We start from the raw sequence: 14,078 nt of genomic DNA on the forward strand, positions 1-14,078 counted from the left end.
GCCTTCTCGATCTTCGCCCAGGTATCCCGTAACCCAACCGTCCGGGTGAACACCAACTTCCCCGGCGTCGAGTCCCGCGAGTCCACGCAGAAATAGCCCTGGCGCTCGAACTGGAAGCGGGACTCGGGGGCGGCGGCCTTCAGAGACGGCTCCAGCTTGCAGCCGCGCAGGACCTCCAGCGAGGTGGGGTTCAGCGCCCTCTTGAAGTCCTCCTCCTCGTCGGGCTTGGGGACGGAGAACAGGTTGTCGTACAGCCGCACCTCGCCGTCCACGGCGTGCTGAGCCGACACCCAGTGGATGGTCCCCTTGATCTTGCGGCCCTTCGCGTCGCCGCCGCGCGAAGCCTCGTCGAAGACACAGCGCACCTCGGCGATCGAGCCGTCCGCCGCGCGCGTGAAGCCGGTGCACTTGATTATGTAGGCGTAGCGCAGGCGTACCTCGACGCCGGGCGAGAGCCGGAAGTACTTGGGCGGCGGGGTCTCGCGGAAGTCGTCCTGCTCTATATAAAGGATGCGCCCAAACGGAACGCGACGGGTGCCGGCCGATGGGTCCTCGGGGTTGTTGACGGCCTCGACCTCTTCGACCCGGCCTTCGAGAAAGTTCTCCACTACCAGCCGCAGCGGCCGCAGCACGGCCATGCGCCGCAGCGCGCGCTTGTTGAGATCCTCGCGCACGCAGTGCTCGAGCAGCGCCACGTCCACCAGGTTGTCGGCCTTGGCGATGCCGATGCGGTCGGCGAAGTCGCGGATGGACTCGGGTGTGTAGCCGCGGCGGCGCAGCCCGGCCAGAGTCGGCATGCGCGGGTCGTCCCAGCCACTGACCACGCCCTCCTCCACCAGCGTGAGCAGCTTCCGCTTGCTCATCACCGTGTGGGAGAGGTTCAGGCGCGCGAACTCGATCTGGCGCGGGTGGTAGATGCCGAGCGTGTCGAGGTACCAGTCGTAGAGCGGGCGGTGGTCCTCGTACTCCAGCGTGCAGAGCGAGTGGGTGACGCCTTCGATGGAGTCCGACTGGCCGTGGGCCCAGTCGTATATCGGGTAGATGCACCACGTGTCGCCGGTGCGGTGGTGCGAGGTCTTGCGGATCCGGTACATGACGGGATCGCGCATGTTCAGGTTCGGGTGGGCCATGTCGATCTTGGCGCGCAGGGTCCTGGTGCCGTCCTCGAACTCGCCACGCCGCATGCGCTCGAAGAGGTCCAGGTTTTCCTCGACCGAGCGGTTGCGGTATGGGCTCGGCTTGCCGGGCTGGGTGAGCGTGCCGCGGTACTCGCTCATCTCGTCGCCCGCGAGGTCATCCACGTAGGCCCGGCCGGCCCTGATGAGCTGCTCCGCCCAGTCATAAAGCTGCTGGAAGTAGTCGGAGGCGTAGTAGAGATGCTGGCCCCAGTCGAAGCCGAGCCAGCGCACGTCGCGGATGATGGCGTCCACGTACTCCTGGCTCTCCTTCGTCGGGTTGGTGTCGTCGAAGCGCAGGTGGCAGCGCCCGCCGAATTCCTGGGCCAGCCCGAAGTCCAGGCAGATGGCCTTGGCGTGGCCGATGTGCAGGTAGCCGTTGGGCTCGGGCGGAAAGCGGGTGACGACGCTCTGGTAGCGCCCGGACCGGAGGTCCTCGATGACCGCGTCGCGGATGAAGTTGGAAGGTTTGGGCGGCGGCTCGCTCATTCCCGAGATGGTACCATCCCGGGGCCGCCCGCCCTATGCCGGGCCACCCCGCCTACGCCGCGCTCCTGGCGCGCCCGCGCGGCTGCCGGCCGAAGATGCGGCGCAGCTCGATCTTGGCCGCCTCCAGGCGCTGGCGGTCCTGCCGAGCGAGGCTCCGCCCCAGCATGGACATGGCGGACTGGAACTTCGTCCCCTTGGTGCGGCGGCTGCGGAGCACCGACTGCTTGAGCCCGCGGGCGATCTCTTTCGGCGACCGCTTGAAGATCCCGAGCGGCAGGTCCATCGCATCCGAGGTCTCCCGGACCCGCTGCACCCAGCTCTCGCGCTTCGACTGCTTGCGCCTGGTCGTCTTTCGTCGTGCCATAGGTCAGCACCTCCCACCGCCCCGGCCTTGCAGCCCGCGTGCCGTCGGCGCATCCAGGAAGATGCATTGAGGGATCGGCGCCTTTCGCGGTATCGTGGCCGCAACTCATGAGCACGCGCGACGTCAAGATGCCTCCCCTCCCATTGTGGCGAATACCCAGGATCAGGTACGAGCGGATGGTAAAGAAGGGCGCCTTCGACTCGCACGACCGGGTTGAGTTGCTCGACGGGCTGCTCGTCATCAAGGAGCCGCAGGGCAACGTCCATGCCGCCGCGGTGGCGGCGGCTCATCGGGCGCTCGAGCGGGCATTCGGTGCGCGCTATCACGTTCGGGTGGGCTCACCTGTCGCCCTGGACGACACATCGGAGCCCGAGCCCGACCTGGCGGTCGTGGCCGGACGGCCCTGGGACTACCGTCGGGGACATCCCTCCAAACCCGTGCTTGCCGTGGAGGTCGCCGAGACGTCGCTGGCGAAGGATCGCCTGTGGAAAGGCGGCCTTTACGCCCGTGCAGGCATCGCCGACTACTGGATCGTGAACCTCGTGGACGAGGTGCTCGAGGTCTATCGCCAGCCGGTGCCCGAGCCGTCCCGCCGCTTCGGGTGGAAGTACGCGAGCGTGCGGCTCTTCAAGCGGAACGCGGTCGTCTCGCCGCTCGCCGCGCCGCGCGCCCGAATCCGTGTCGCCGACCTCCTCCCCTAACCTCGCCGGCCCCTGTCTCGGGATCGGCGTCGCTCTCCCTTCCAAGCCCTTTGCGGCACGACGGGAGCCTCTATGTCGCCGACGATGTTCGCGGTGCCCGCCATACAGCCGAAGACGCGCTTGCGAGACGTCTTGACATTGTCTTTCATGACCACCCCCTTAACGTCGCCTGCGACGAACCAGCCGCAGTCCTTCGCGCGCCGCCGCGGCGTCGAGCTGATCGTCCCACGACACGAACAGCGTCTCCCCTCCGGGACGCCTCGCCAAAATCACCGCCGAAGCGAGGTGGACGGCGTCGTAGGCTCGGAGCCGGTGGACCTCAGCCAAGCGCGCCGCATCGATCAACATATCTTCGGCGAGCTCGAGCCGCGCGTACCGCCCCCAGTGCCCTTCCAGGTCCTCGAGCACCCGCCGGTGCTCGGCCGGTGTGAGCCCCCCCGCATGGCGCCGCCGGGCGAGCGCCGCGCGTGTTTCCACGTAGGTCATCAAAGCAAGTCGCGGCCGCATACCGTCAGAGTTGACGCCGCCGCGACCCGTCTCTAGAGTTGGCCGTCTGTGCCCTCGCTCGCGCGCCTCGACTACGGCTGGGTCGTCGTGGCCGGCCTCTGCGTCACCGAGACCGTGTCGTGGGGCATCCTCTACTACGGCTTCCCGGTGATGCTCCGGCCGATGGAGGCCGAGCTGGGCTTCTCGCGCGTTGAGCTGACCGGCGCCTTCTCGGTGGGAATGGGCGTGGCCGCGCTGGCCGCGCTACCGGTGGGGCGCTGGATCGACCGGCACGGCGCCCGCGCGCTCATGACGCTCGGCTCGTGCCTGGCGGTCGGGCTGCTGCTCGTCTGGTCACGCGTGGAGAGCCTGCCCGCGCTCTACGCGGTCTGGTGCGCGATGGGCCTGGCGCTGGCCGCCACGCTCTACGAGCCCGCCTTCGCGGCCGTGGTGGGCTGGTTCGCCACCGGCCACCGCGATCGAGCGCTCCTGACGGTCACACTCGCCGCCGGCTTCGCCAGCACGATCTTCATGCCCACCGAGGCCTGGCTGGTCGAGCGGTTCGGCTGGCGGACCACGCTGCTCGTGCTGGCGACGATCCTCGCCGTGGTGACGATCCCCATCCACGCGCTGGTGCTGCGGCGGCCTCCGCGCGGGGAGAGCCGCGCGGCCGGCGTGGAGTGGGTCGAGTCGCGCGTGCCCGGGCTCACGCTCGGCGCGGCAGCACGGACGGGGGTGTTCTGGGTGCTGGCCGTCGCCTTCTTCTTCGGCAACTTCACGACCAACTCCGTCACCGTGCACCTCATCCCCTACCTCAGCGACCGCGGCTACACGCCGACCCTGGCAGCGGTGATGATCGGCTGGCTGGGCGCCATGCAGGTGCCGGCGCGGCTCGTCTTCGCGCCGATCGCCGTGCGCTTCGGCCACCGCGCGGCGACGGCGGCGATCTTCTTCGGCCAGGCGCTGGGGCTCGCCCAGCTCGCGCTCGCCGCGCGGCTGCCCACGCTGGTGCCGATGGTGGTGGTGCTGGGCGCGGCCAACGGCATGTCCACGCTGGCGCGGGCGACGACGATCGCCGAGATCTTCGGGCCTCGCCACTACGGGAGCATCAGCGGCGCGGTGGCGCTGGGGGCCAACGGCGCTCGGGCCCTCGCGCCCGTGGGCGCCGCCTTTCTGCAGGTGGCGCTGGGCGGCTACGAGCCCGTGTTCTGGCTGCTGACCGCCGTGCTCGTCGTGGCGGGCTTCGGCGTCTTTGCCGTGCGGACGCGGGAGACACACCGAGAGTAGGCTAGGGCCCGGGTGGAGGAGGGCGTATGGCCGACAAGTGGCGCATCAAGGGCGAGTACCTGGAAAGCTGCAACTGCGAGCTCCTGTGTCCGTGCCTGCTCGGCCCTCGAGGCGCGCGAGGCGGCGCCCTGGCGCGCCCGACCCAGGGCCACTGCGACGTGCCGCTGGTCTTCCAGATCGAGTCAGGCGCGTACGGCCCCACGCGCCTCGACAGCATTCACGCGGCGCTCGTGGTGCACACGCCGGGCGTGATGGGCGACGGCAACTGGACGGCCGGGCTCTACCTTGACGAGCGGGCCAGCGCGGAGCAGCGCCAGGGGCTGGAGGCAATCTTCACCGGGCGCGCCGGCGGCGTGATGGCGGTCGTGACCAGCTTCATCTCGACCTGGCTGCCGACCCGCGTGGCGCCGATCCGCTTCGGCCAGGAGGGACGGCGACGCTCGGCGTCGATCCCGGGGATCCTGGACGTCGAGATCGAGGGCCTCGAAGGACGCGACGGAAAGTCAGAGGTCTGGCTCGAGAACGTCAAGCACTTCGTCTCGCCGCGCCTGGCCGCCGCCCGGGCCACGCGCTCGTCCTACAAGGACCACACCTTCGTGTGGAACCACACCGGCCGCAACAGCCACTATGCCGCCTTCGAATGGACCGGCGGGTAGCCGTTGCTTACCGAACAGCCTCGCCGAGCCCGCTCGGGCAGGCCACGCCGGTGCCGCCCAGGCCGCAGTAGCCCCACGGCTTCTTGGCGAGGTACTGCTGGTGGTAGTCCTCGGCGTAGAAGAACTCCGGCGCCTCGGCGATCTCGGTGGTGATTCGTCCGTAGCCGGCCTCGGCGAGCACGCGCTGGTAGGCGTCGCGCGCGGCCTCGGCGAGCTTCCGCTGCTCGGGCGAGTAGCAGTAGAGGGCCGAGCGGTACTGGGTGCCGACGTCGTTGCCCTGGCGCATGCCCTGGGTGGGATCGTGGCTCTCCCAGAACGCCTTGAGGAGCGCGCCGTAGCTCACGATCTTCGGGTCGAACACCACGCGCACGACCTCGGCGTGGCCGGTGAGCCCGGTGCAGAGCTCCTCGTAGGTCGCGTTCGGCGTGAGGCCGCCGGCGTAGCCCGCGGCCGTCGAGTAGACGCCGGGGATCGCCCAGAACCGCTTCTCGGCGCCCCAGAAGCAGCCGAGGCCGAACGTCGCCATCTCGAGGCCCGCCGGAAAGGGCGGCTCCAGCGGATTGCCGTTGACGTAGTGCTTGGCGGGCACCGGCATGCGCTCGGCGCGGCCGGGTAGCGCTTGCTCTCGCGTCGGGATCACGAGCTTCGAGCCCATCGTTCTGTCCTCCCGCGACCTATAGTACAGGTAGTGCGAGCCGCAGGACGGCCGGGGGCCGCAGGGCGAGCCGCAGCACGGACCGGGGCTGGGGCCCCGGCGTGCGAGGCGAGCAGAGTAACGATCCCCGCGTCCGAGGCGAGCCTACGAAACAGGTATGCGCCACTTCTCTCGCGTGGACGGATGCCAGCTCTGCCGGGCCGAAAAGATCACCCCCTGGCACTACGAGGACGCGATCTGCTGGATCGCGGAATGCGAGATCTGCGCGGTGCCCATGGTGGTCTGGCGCTACCACGGCGTGGATCCCCCCGCCGAGCACCTGGCGCACATGCACGAGCGCCTGTGCGAGGTCGCCGCGGCCGAGCTCGGAGAGTTCTGGGTGGACGAGCACATGCGCAACATCCCCGACCACTACCACGCCCACGGGCGTCCCCGGGGCGGCTTCTTCGGTCACGGCCACCGGCGGCAGGCGCGATGATGACGCCCGTGGCACACTTGGGAGGCCGAGCGGGCTGACCGCGGCCGGCGGGAGGATCGAGATGGCGACCATTCCATCGAAGCTCATGGGGGCGGAGGTCAAGCGCAAGGAGGACCCGCGACTCGTCACCGGCCGCTCGTCCTACGTCGGCGACATCGTGCTGCCGGGCCTGCACCACGTGGCGTTCGTCCGGAGCCCTCACGCGCACGCGCGCATTCGGCGGATCGACCCGTCGACGGCGCTCCGGCGCCCCGGCGTGCGCGCCGTCCTGACGGGCCAGGACATCCGCGCTCACTGCGCGCCGCTTCCCGTGGCCGGCGCCGGCGAGGGCGGTCAGGGAACGGACGGCGGCGGACGCAAGCACTGCGCGCTGTCCCTGGACCGCGTGCGCTACGTGGGCGAGGCGGTGGCGGCGGTCGTCGCGACGTCGGAGGCGGCCGCCCGCGATGCCGTCGAGGACGTGCGCGTGGACTGGGAGCCGCTGCCCGCCGTGATCGACCCCTTCGCGGCCATGGCCGACGGGGCGCCCTTGCTCCACGACGACGCGCCCCGCAACGTCGAGCACGAAAACCAGATCAAGGCCGGCGAGCCGGACCGCGTCTTCGCCCGGGCCCGGCGCGTCGTCCGCCAGCGCATGGTCAGCCAGCGCCTCTGCGGCGTGCCGCTGGAGGGGCGGGCAGCCCTCGCCGCGCCCGATCCCGCCACCGGCGGCCTCACCCTGTGGGTGACCAACCAGGCCCCGCACTCCTTCCGCAACGATCTGGCCGGCGCCCTCCGCCTGCCCCAGAACCTGGTGCGCGTGATCGCGCCCGAGGTGGGCGGCGGGTTCGGCGTGAAGTTCGGCGTCTACCCCGAGGACGCGGCGCTGGCCGTCATCGCGCGGCTGCTCGGCATTCCCGTGCGCTGGGTGGAGACGCGGACCGAGCACATGCTGGCGACCACGCACGGGCGCGACCAGGTCGCCGACCTCGAGGCCGCCGTGGAGGACGACGGCACCATCGCGGCGCTCCGCATGCACGTCGTGGCCAACCTCGGCGCCTACCCGATCTTCACGTTCATCCCCGATCTCACGCTCATGATGGGCGTGGGGGTCTACCGCATCCCGAGCGTGGACCTCCGCTCCACTTGCGTGTTCACCACCACGACGCCGGTCGCCGCCTACCGGGGCGCCGGCCGTCCGGAGGCCGCCTACTACGTCGAGCGCCTCATCGACCTCGTCGCCGCCGAGCTGGGCCGGACGCCCGAGGAGGTGCGCCGGCGCAACTTCATCCCGCCCGACGCCTTCCCCTACCAGGCGCCGACCGGCCAGCGCTACGACAGCGGCCAGTACGACCGCGCGCTCAGCAAGGCGCTCGAGCTGGCCCGCATCGACGACCTGCGCAAGGAGCAGCGGCAGCGCCTGGAGCGCGGCGACCGCCACCTCCTCGGCGTCGGCATCGCGTGCTACGTAGAGATGTGCGGCTTCGGCCCCTTCGAGAGCGCGGTGGTGCGCGTCGAGCCGGGCGGCACCGTCACCGCCTACACGGGCACCTCCGCCCACGGGCAGGGCCACGAAACCACCTTCTCCCAGATCATCGCGGACTACCTGGGCGTGGACTTCGACAAGGTCGTCGTCCGCCACGGCGACACGCTCAACACGCCGATGGGCAACGGCACCGGCGGCAGTCGCAGCCTCGCCGTCGGCGGCACCGCGATCCTCAACGCGGCGCTGAAGGTGCAGGACAAGGCGCGGCGGATCGCCGCCCGCATGCTGGAGGCGGCGGCCGAAGACATCGTGCTGGCCGACGGGCGCTACGGGGTGCGGGGCGCGCCGACGAGCACCGTCACCCTGGCCGAGATCGCCGCCCACGCCTACGGCAGCGCGCTGCCGGAGGGGATGGAGGCGGGCCTGGAGGCGACCGACTTCTTCCGTCCGCCGCAGCTCGTGTACCCCTTCGGCGCCCACGTGGCCGTGGTCGAGGCCGACCGCGAAACCGGTTGCGTGCGCGTCCGCGACTTCGTCGCGGTCGACGACTGCGGCTTCCGCATCAGCCCCATGATCGTCGCCGGCCAGGTCCACGGCGGCCTGGCCCAGGGGATCGCCCAGGCGCTGCTGGAGACGCTCGTGTACGGCGAGGACGGTCAGCTCCTGACGGGGTCGCTCATGGACTACGCCGTCCCCCACGCCGACGACCTGCCGTCGTTCACGACCGCCGAGACGGTCACGCCCACGCCCTTCAACCCGCTCGGCGCCAAGGGCATCGGGGAGGCGGCGACCATCGGCTCGACGCCGGCCATCGTCAACGCGGTGGTGGACGCGCTACGCTCCTTCGGCGTGCGGCATCTCGACATGCCGTTGAGATCGGAGCGCGTGTGGCGGGCGCTGAAGGGCGCCGTCTGAGCCGGCGCTCAGCGCGCGCCGAGCATCGTGCGCAGCCAGCCCGAGATGTCGCGAATCTCCTCGGCCCACACGGAGTGCGGCATCCGGTACTCGCGCCACTCCACCCGGTAGCCCAGCTCCAGCAGCCGGTCGCGCGACTGGCGCGCGCGGGCGATGGGGATGGTCGCGTCCTCCGTCCCGTGAGCCATGAAGATGGGGACGTCGCGGTTGGCCGGGCTGGCCTCGGCGGCCAGCGCGTCGGCTAGCGGCAAGAAGCACGAGAGCGCCATGATCCCGGCCAGGCGCTCGGGGTAGCGCAGCCCGGTGTGCAGCGCCATGGCGCCGCCCTGGGAGAAGCCGGCGAGGACGATGCGCGCCGCCGCGATCCCCCGCGCCTTCTCGCGCTCGATCAGCGCCTCGATCCGCTGGTGGGAGTCTCGCACGCCCGCCTCGTCCGCGCGCCGCTCGCCCGTGTCGCCCCGGATGTCGTACCAGGCGCGCATGACGTAGCCGCGGTTGATCGTCACCGGCCGCGGCGGCGCGTGAGGGAAGACGAAGCGGACGGGCAGCGTCTCCGGCAGATCCAGCTCGGGCACCAGGGGCACGAAGTCGTGGCCGTCGGCGCCGAGGCCGTGCATCCAGACGACCGCCGCCCGGGGCGCGGGCCCGGTCTCGATCTCGACCGCCTCCAGAAGATCAGGCTTGCTCACGAGTCGCCCAAGCGCTTGAAGACGTCGCCGTATTCACGGTGGGCTTGTTCAACAATCTTCCGCAGCCGCGCGCGACGGCGCCGGGTACGCACGGGCTCAAGCAGATAACGGTCAAGGAGCTTTACCAGCTTCTTCACCACGGCGGTGAGCTCACGGAAGATCGATCGGCGCGCGGGGAGGGCGGGAGAAGTCGAAGGCTTCCAGAAACGCTTGCGCCCGCCGGTCACGGTCGGTCAGGGGCTCGAGTCCGAAGCGCCACTCGATCAGCTTCAGGATCGAGGCGTGATCGTACTGGCGGTGGCCGATGTAGCCGCGCTTGGCGTAGGGCGAGACGATCAACGCCGGCACGCGCGAACCGAGGCCGAAGCGGTCGATCACCGGCGGGCGCACGTGATCGAACCATCCCCCGCCCTCGTCGTAGGTGATCACCACGGCCAGGCGGGGCCAGTAGCGGCTGGCCATGAGCTCGCGCAGGACCTCGCGGAGCCACCGGTCCCCGGCCCCGACGGTGGAGGACACCGCGTGCGCGTTGTCCCGCGCGGCCGGCTTGACGAAGGCGACCTCCGGCAGGCCCCCGCCGCGCAGCGCGCTCACCAGGTCCTCGACGTCGCGGATGTGGGCGCGCCCGTGCGGCGTCTCCATGATGCGCTTCACGTACTGGAAGGGATTGTGGTGGGGCATGAGGCCGTGGCGGACGGCGTCGGTGCCCGCGGCCCAGCCGGCCGCGTACCACGCCCAGGTGACACCGGCCGCGTCGAGCCGGTCGGCGATGGTGGGCACGGTCTGGGGGGACTTCAGAATATGCTGCACGCGCTGCGGCGGATAGGGCGGGTCGAGGTTGTTCACGACGTAGCCCTCGGGATCGACCTCTCCGTCCTTCACCACGCGCCCGCCGGGCCCGAGCTCGATGCGCTCGGCGGCCGGCGCCTGCTGGTACCGCGCGAGCGTCCCCGAGATCAGATAGAAGTGATTCGCGAACGAGCCGCCGTGGATCCCCTGGAAGTAGTTGTCGAGGAGGACGAACTCGTCGGCCAGACGCCAGTGCACGGGCACGGCCGAGCGGTCGTAATAGCCCATGGTGATCCCGCCGCTCGTCCCCTCGGTCACCCACTTGCCCATGGCCACGCCGTCGACGCCGGCGCCGTACTGCCGCTGCATGTGATGAAAGCGGTGGACCGGATTGTTGGTCTGGTCGAAAGGCCCCACGAAGTGCAGCAGCGGGAACGGCGCGTTGGGGAGATCGTCGGGGAAGCGCGGGTCGGGCTGGCCGTCGCGCCCGAGCGGCGCCGGCAGCGTGGGGTACGTCACGCCGTTCTTGTCCGCCTGGCTGCCCACGTAGCTGGCCAGCCCCTCGGCGCCCGGGTACGTGCCGAACAGGTGGTCGAACGAGCGGTTCTCGAGAAAGAGCACGACGATGTGATCGAAGGGCGCGTGATCGCCGCGCAGCGCGCCGTCGCCGTTGAGCGCGGCACTGCAGGCGACCAGCAGCAGGCAGACGACGGCGGCAGTGAGAAGCCGGACGCGGTCCATGCTCCTCATAGCGAGATCCCCCAGATGGTCTGGACCAGGACGCCGATCCCATAGGTGACGCCCACGGCCGCGGCGATGATGACGAGATTGGTGAGCACACGCCGGCGGACATCCATGCCGGACAGGAACGCCAGGACCAGCGAGACCGCCATGATCATGGCGCCGGCCGCGACGAGGGAGGCCAGCGCGCTCGGCGCGCCCAGGAGGACGGGGAGCACCGGGACGAGCGCCCCCGCGAAGTAGCTGACGCCGACGAAGAGCGCGGAGACCCAGGCGCGGTCGGCGGTGGCCACCCCGGAAGCCTCGGTGCCCAGAAAGCGCGCCCGCCGCCGCTCCGTCCGCGCCACCTCCTGCTCGGAGCTGGAGGCGACGTAGGCGCCGGCGGCCATGGAGAGCGAGCCGGCCACCGCCGTGGTGGAGGCGGCGATGAGGACCAGGGCGGGGTTCCCGAACGCGCCGAAGAATCCGCTGACCGCGCCGAGGATCTCCACCAGGCCGTCGTTCATGCCCAGGAAGATGTCGCGGATCCGCCGGGGGTTGATCTTGCGCGCGGTCAGCTCGCTGACCACCCGGTCCTCGTGCTTGAGCTCGTCTTCGAGGATCCCGCGCACGGCCTCGCCGAGGGGCCCGCCCTGGTAGGCGTCCCACAGCGAGAGGTACTTCCGCACGCCGTACACCTCGATGGCCTCCAGCACGAGCTGGACCGCCAGCGGCCCCAAGAGCCGGCAGGCCAGATGCACGAGCCAGAGCTTGAGGCGGCGCCCCGGATCGAGGCGCGTGATGCGGAGCTGGAAAAAGTCCTGCCAGAAGTTGAAGTGCGTCGTCTCGATCGCGATCAGCTCGTCCAGCGTCTTCTGGACGTCGCCGGTGCTGACGTCCCGCAGCGCCGTGTAGAGGGAGAGGTCGAAGAGCTCGTCGAGGATGAGCTTCGCGCCCAGCTTGCGATCGGGCGCCGCCGCGGGCGCGGTCACGATCGCTGTCCCAGCCGGGTCAGGATGAACGAGTAGTCGAAGGCGGCCTCCCGCAGCGCATCGTAGCGGCCGGAGGCGCCCCCGTGGCCGGCGGCCATGTTGATCTTGAAGAGCAGCGGGTGGTCGTCGGTCTTGGTGGCGCGGAGCCGGGCCACGTACTTGGCCGGCTCCCAGTACATCACCTGACTGTCGTTCAGCGACGTCCGCACCAGCATGGTCGGGTAGCGCGGGGCCGCGATGTTGGTGTAGGGGCAGTAGGTCTTCATGTAGCGGTAGTGCTCGAGGATCTTGGGATTGCCCCACTCCTCGAACTCGGCCACCGTCAGCGGCAGCGACGCGTCGAGCATGGTGTTGATCACGTCCACGAACGGCACCCGCAGCACGGCCGCCGCGCAGAGGTCCGGGCGCATGTTGAGGACGGCGCCCACCAGCAGGCCGCCGGCGCTGCCGCCCTCGATGATCAGGCGCTCGGGGGCGGTGTAGCCGTCCTTGACGAGGAACTCCGCCACCGCGATGAAGTCCGTGAAAGTGTTGCGCTTGGCCAGCATGCGGCCGTCGTCGTGCCAGCGCTTGCCCAGCTCGCCGCCGCCGCGCACGTGGGCGACGGCCACGGTGATGCCGCGCTCGAGCAGGCTCAGCCGGTTCGACGAGAAGGTCACCGGGTACGGGATGCCGTAGGCGCCGTAGCCGGATAAGAAGCACGGGCTGGTGCCGTCGCGAGGCGCGTCGGCCCCGCACACCAGCGAGATGGGCACCCGGGTGCCGTCGGGGGCCGTCGCGTACCGGCGCTCCAGGCGGTAGCGCGCGGGGTCGTAGCCGCCCAGGACCTCCGTCCGCTTGAGGAGCGTCAGCGCGCGCGTCGCCACGTCGTAATCGTAGACCGACGACGGCGTGACGAACGACTGGTAGCGGAAGCGATAGCGCGACGTCACGAACTCGGCGTTGGGCTCGGGGTCGATCTCGTAGGCGGGCTCCGGGAACTGGATGTGATGGGAGGCGCCGTCGCGCAAGTCGGTGACGCGGAGCCGGGTCAGGCCGTCTTCCCGCTCGTGGACGACGTAGCGATCCGCGAAGACGTCCACGTCTTCCAGCATGACCTCCTCGCGGTGGGGGATCAGCTCCGTCCAGCCAGCCGGCCGCGGGTCGGCGACGGGGGCGGCGACGAGGCGGAAGTTGCGGAGGCCCCCGCCGTTGGTGCGGATGTAGAAGAGGCCGCCCCCGTGGTCCACGTCGTACTCGTGATCCTTCTCCCGCGGCAGGAGCATGGTCCACGGCGCTCCCGGCTCGGCGGCCGGCAGATAGCGCACCTCGGTGGAGGTGAGACTCGCCGAGGTGGCGAACACGAAGGCCAGGCTCCGCGAGCGCCGGAGGTGGAGCCTGAACAGCTCCTCGGCCTCCTCGTAGAGGAGGTCGTCGGTGGCGGCGCCCAGCCGGTGGCGCCACAGACGGTACGGGCGCTTGGCGTGGTCCTCGGTGACGTAGAAGAGGATCGCCGGGTCGGCGGACCACGCCAGCGTGCTGACCTTCTCGATGCGCTCGGCAGCGAGCTGGCCCGTTCTCAGGTCCTTCACGTACAGCGTGTACTCGCGGAAGCCGGTGACGTCGATCGTGTAGGCGAGGCGGTGGCCGTCGTCGCTGGCGGCGTAGGCCCCCAGCGCCAGGAACGGGTGGCCCTGGGCCAGGAGGTTGAGGTCGAGCGTCACCTCCTCGGGGGCGTCCAGGCCGTGCTTGCGGCAATAGATCGGGTACTGCTTGCCCTTCTCGGTGCGCAAGTAGTAGACGTGCGCGCCGCGCTTGTAGGGGACGGTCTGGTCGTCCTCCTTGATCCGGCCCAGCATCTCCTGGTAGAGCGCCTGCTGGAACGGCTCGGTCGACTTCAATATCGCGTCGGTGTACGCGTTCTCGGCCTCGAGATAGGCCACGACCTCGGGATCGTCCTTGTGGCGGAGCCAGAAGTAATCGTCCTGGCGAACGTCGCCGTGGACGAGGTCGATCTTGGGGATCTTCTTGGCGATGGGGGGCGAAAGCACGCTACACGTACAGCTCGTCTCCGCGCATGGCTGCCTCCCCCACCATAGGTGCTGGTGCTGCTCCGCTAGTGCCGTTCCAACTTGTTGATACTAACCCCGATCCGAAATTCTTTTGGCGAGGAATGTGCGGAAACGCGGCGTCGGTAGCGGCCGTGGCCAGCGTGGGTACGTGCGCACCCACGTCCTC

At 70.3% G+C, this 14,078-nt stretch carries 14 protein-coding genes; 5 read left to right on the top strand and 9 right to left on the bottom strand.

Annotated elements, in window-relative coordinates:
* Together VGV13_10130 and VGV13_10135 are read right to left on the bottom strand one after the other, a co-directional pair.
* Positions 1-1,664, bottom strand: a 1,664-nt coding sequence (locus VGV13_10130; GenBank protein ID HEV8641440.1) for a glutamine--tRNA ligase/YqeY domain fusion protein, incomplete at its 3' end; no start/stop codon positions are given.
* A 52-nt stretch (positions 1,665-1,716) separates the two neighbouring features.
* A complete protein-coding gene (locus VGV13_10135; protein HEV8641441.1) occupies positions 1,717-2,028 on the bottom strand; it encodes a DUF3175 domain-containing protein in 312 nt (103 codons plus the stop codon).
* 176 nt (positions 2,029-2,204) lie between these two features.
* Between VGV13_10135 and VGV13_10140 the strand changes: the two genes are divergently transcribed.
* The gene (locus VGV13_10140) at positions 2,205-2,729 is read left to right on the top strand and encodes a Uma2 family endonuclease (GenBank protein ID HEV8641442.1); all 525 of its coding nucleotides are present in this window, start codon (positions 2,205-2,207) and stop codon (positions 2,727-2,729) included.
* 159 nt (positions 2,730-2,888) lie between these two features.
* On the opposite strand, the gene VGV13_10145 is transcribed toward VGV13_10140, so the two are convergent.
* A complete protein-coding gene (locus tag VGV13_10145) occupies positions 2,889-3,206 on the bottom strand; it encodes a type II toxin-antitoxin system VapC family toxin (GenBank protein HEV8641443.1) in 318 nt (105 codons plus the stop codon).
* Between the two features lie 78 nt (positions 3,207-3,284).
* On the opposite strand from VGV13_10145, the gene VGV13_10150 reads away from it, so the two are divergent.
* Together VGV13_10150 and VGV13_10155 are read left to right on the top strand one after the other, a co-directional pair.
* Complete coding sequence (locus tag VGV13_10150; protein HEV8641444.1) at positions 3,285-4,502, top strand: MFS transporter; 1,218 nt, start codon at positions 3,285-3,287, stop codon at positions 4,500-4,502.
* Positions 4,503-4,528: 26 nt separating this feature from the next.
* Complete coding sequence (locus VGV13_10155; protein ID HEV8641445.1) at positions 4,529-5,158, top strand: DUF1326 domain-containing protein; 630 nt, start codon at positions 4,529-4,531, stop codon at positions 5,156-5,158.
* Between the two features lie 7 nt (positions 5,159-5,165).
* On the opposite strand, the gene msrA is transcribed toward VGV13_10155, so the two are convergent.
* Positions 5,166-5,813, bottom strand: a complete 648-nt coding sequence (msrA, locus tag VGV13_10160) for a peptide-methionine (S)-S-oxide reductase MsrA (GenBank protein ID HEV8641446.1) — start codon at positions 5,811-5,813, stop codon at positions 5,166-5,168.
* Between the two features lie 157 nt (positions 5,814-5,970).
* Between msrA and VGV13_10165 the strand changes: the two genes are divergently transcribed.
* Both VGV13_10165 and VGV13_10170 read left to right on the top strand, forming a co-directional pair.
* Positions 5,971-6,291, top strand: coding sequence for a hypothetical protein (locus VGV13_10165; GenBank protein ID HEV8641447.1), 321 nt, complete (start codon positions 5,971-5,973; stop codon positions 6,289-6,291).
* 61 nt (positions 6,292-6,352) lie between these two features.
* Positions 6,353-8,671, top strand: coding sequence for a molybdopterin cofactor-binding domain-containing protein (locus VGV13_10170; GenBank protein ID HEV8641448.1), 2,319 nt, complete (start codon positions 6,353-6,355; stop codon positions 8,669-8,671).
* Between the two features lie 8 nt (positions 8,672-8,679).
* On the opposite strand, the gene VGV13_10175 is transcribed toward VGV13_10170, so the two are convergent.
* From VGV13_10175 to VGV13_10195, 5 genes are read right to left on the bottom strand one after another with little or no spacing between them, the layout of a single operon-like run.
* The gene (locus tag VGV13_10175; GenBank protein HEV8641449.1) at positions 8,680-9,360 is read right to left on the bottom strand and encodes an alpha/beta hydrolase fold domain-containing protein; all 681 of its coding nucleotides are present in this window, start codon (positions 9,358-9,360) and stop codon (positions 8,680-8,682) included.
* Entirely contained in the window at positions 9,357-9,500 is a 144-nt protein-coding gene (locus tag VGV13_10180; protein ID HEV8641450.1) for a hypothetical protein, read from the bottom strand. The genes VGV13_10175 and VGV13_10180 overlap by 4 nt, the downstream gene beginning before the upstream one ends.
* A gap of 10 nt (positions 9,501-9,510) precedes the next feature.
* The gene (locus tag VGV13_10185; GenBank protein HEV8641451.1) at positions 9,511-10,890 is read right to left on the bottom strand and encodes an alkaline phosphatase family protein; all 1,380 of its coding nucleotides are present in this window, start codon (positions 10,888-10,890) and stop codon (positions 9,511-9,513) included.
* A gap of 5 nt (positions 10,891-10,895) precedes the next feature.
* Entirely contained in the window at positions 10,896-11,861 is a 966-nt protein-coding gene (locus VGV13_10190; protein ID HEV8641452.1) for a VIT1/CCC1 transporter family protein, read from the bottom strand.
* Positions 11,858-13,891 carry a S9 family peptidase gene (locus VGV13_10195; protein HEV8641453.1) on the bottom strand — a complete coding sequence of 678 codons (2,034 nt, stop codon included), beginning with the start codon at positions 13,889-13,891 and terminating at the stop codon, positions 11,858-11,860. Before VGV13_10195 ends, VGV13_10190 begins: the two co-directional genes overlap by 4 nt.
* Between the last annotated feature and the right edge of the window lie 187 nt (positions 13,892-14,078).

This window comes from Candidatus Methylomirabilota bacterium (assembly GCA_036001065.1).
In the GTDB taxonomy this organism is placed as follows: Bacteria; Methylomirabilota; Methylomirabilia; order Rokubacteriales; family CSP1-6; genus MNEF01.

Bases quoted from the DNA above. Each gene is read 5' to 3' on its own strand.
- VGV13_10135 (HEV8641441.1), bottom strand. From the start codon at position 2,028: ATGGCACGACGAAAGACGACCAGGCGCAAGCAGTCGAAGCGCGAGAGC.
- VGV13_10140 (HEV8641442.1), top strand. From the start codon at position 2,205: ATGGTAAAGAAGGGCGCCTTCGACTCGCACGACCGGGTTGAGTTGCTC.
- VGV13_10155 (HEV8641445.1), top strand. From the start codon at position 4,529: ATGGCCGACAAGTGGCGCATCAAGGGCGAGTACCTGGAAAGCTGCAAC.
- msrA (HEV8641446.1), bottom strand. From the start codon at position 5,813: ATGGGCTCGAAGCTCGTGATCCCGACGCGAGAGCAAGCGCTACCCGGC.
- VGV13_10165 (HEV8641447.1), top strand. From the start codon at position 5,971: ATGCGCCACTTCTCTCGCGTGGACGGATGCCAGCTCTGCCGGGCCGAA.
- VGV13_10170 (HEV8641448.1), top strand. From the start codon at position 6,353: ATGGCGACCATTCCATCGAAGCTCATGGGGGCGGAGGTCAAGCGCAAG.
- VGV13_10185 (HEV8641451.1), bottom strand. From the start codon at position 10,890: ATGGACCGCGTCCGGCTTCTCACTGCCGCCGTCGTCTGCCTGCTGCTG.